2 protein-coding genes are annotated in these 1,432 nt (G+C 67.0%); one reads left to right on the top strand and one right to left on the bottom strand.

Translation table 11 applies throughout. The features are described from left to right. The first annotated feature begins 33 nt into the window (after nucleotides 1-33). Nucleotides 34-408, top strand: a complete 375-nt coding sequence (locus LQV45_RS32200; protein WP_290370381.1) for an EAL domain-containing protein — start codon at nucleotides 34-36, stop codon at nucleotides 406-408. A gap of 38 nt (nucleotides 409-446) precedes the next feature. Here LQV45_RS32200 and LQV45_RS32205 read toward each other — a convergent pair whose 3' ends face one another. After that, on the bottom strand, nucleotides 447-1,394 hold the full coding sequence (locus LQV45_RS32205; protein ID WP_230011592.1) for a cation diffusion facilitator family transporter: 948 nt from the start codon (nucleotides 1,392-1,394) through the stop codon (nucleotides 447-449). Nucleotides 1,395-1,432: the final 38 nt, after the last annotated feature.

Genomic DNA, 1,432 nt, shown 5'->3' on the forward strand with positions numbered 1-1,432 from the left:
CTCCTGGTCTGCCAGGTTCCGGTCACTCGATAGCTGAAGAGCTTCGGCGTCCGCATCGCAATCGACGACTTCGGGACCGGCTTCTCCTCGCTCAGCACGCTCGCTGCGCTGCCCGCGGACATTCTCAAGATCGACCGTGCCTTCCTGTCCGGGCTGCCTGGGGACGCCCCGGCCGCGGCGATGCTCGAGGGCATTCTGGAAGTGGCCCGGAAACTGGACCTGGCTGTCATCGCCGAGGGCATCGAGCACACCGGGCAGCTGGATCTCCTGCGCTCGCTCGGCTGCGGCATGGGCCAGGGCTTCCTTCTGGCCAGTCCCAGCCCGTCCCCCGTTCTCGAGGCGCTGCTGGCCTCCGGGGCCCGCCTGCAGCCACCGGCCGGCATGGACGCGACGGCGGCCGGCGCCTGAGCCAGCCGAAGGACCGGACCCGGAGGTCGGCGTTGTGCTCAAACGGCGGGGAAGACCAACGAGGGCTCGTCCGCGGTGGCCAGTGTCAGGACGGCCTCTTCCACCGTTTCGTGGTCCTCAAGTTCGCGTTCAACGCGGCGTAGGGCCGCGGCGACGTCGTGTTCCCGGAGGTCCCCCTGTATGTCCACGGCCGCCACGACGTAAAGCTTGCGCGGGCCGACGTATTCGAGATGCAGGTACGTGATGCGTTCGATCGCTGGGTGCTCGAGGAGGCGGCGGGCCATGGTGCCCTCGATATCGCCGGTCACGGCTTGCCCCACCAGGAAGCGCCGGTTCCGGTCGATCAGCACGACGGCAACCACGGCCAGGAGGATGCCCACCAGAATGGACCCCACGGCGTCCGGCACGGAGGACCCCGTGACCTGGTGCAGGAATATCCCGGCGAAGGCGATGAGCAGGCCAACAAGCGCTGCCCCGTCCTCGGCGAAGACGGCGCGCAGCGTGGGGTCGGAGCCCTTGAGGACCTGCTCCAGGGTGTTCCGGTCCAGCTCTCGCGCCGCCTTCCGGTTTTGCCGGAACGCCTGGATGAAGGACACGCCTTCAAGGACGAACGCGATGGTCAGCACCAGGTAGGCGATCCCATAGTCACCTGGCGGTTCCGGGGTGATCAGCTGCTGGATGCCGTGCATCACCGACACCACCGCGCCGGCCGTAAACAAGCCAAAGGCGGCGATCATTGACCATACGTAGGCCTCGCGCCCGTAACCCATGGGGTGGGCTTTGTCGCGTTTCCGCGCGGCTTTCCGTTCGGCGATGAGCAGGAAGACCTGGTTGCCGGTATCGGCCCAGGAGTGGGCCGCCTCGGCAGTCATGGACGCCGAGCCAGAGATAAGTGCGGCCACTGTCTTGGCTGCCGCGACAAGGACGTTCGCTGCAACGGCAATCAGCACCGTGAGCGATCCGGACCAGGACTTCTTACGCTTCACGCCATTTTCCTCCCTCGGCTGCAGGATGCATGCCAGGG

Source organism: Microbacterium sp. Bi128 (assembly GCF_918698205.1).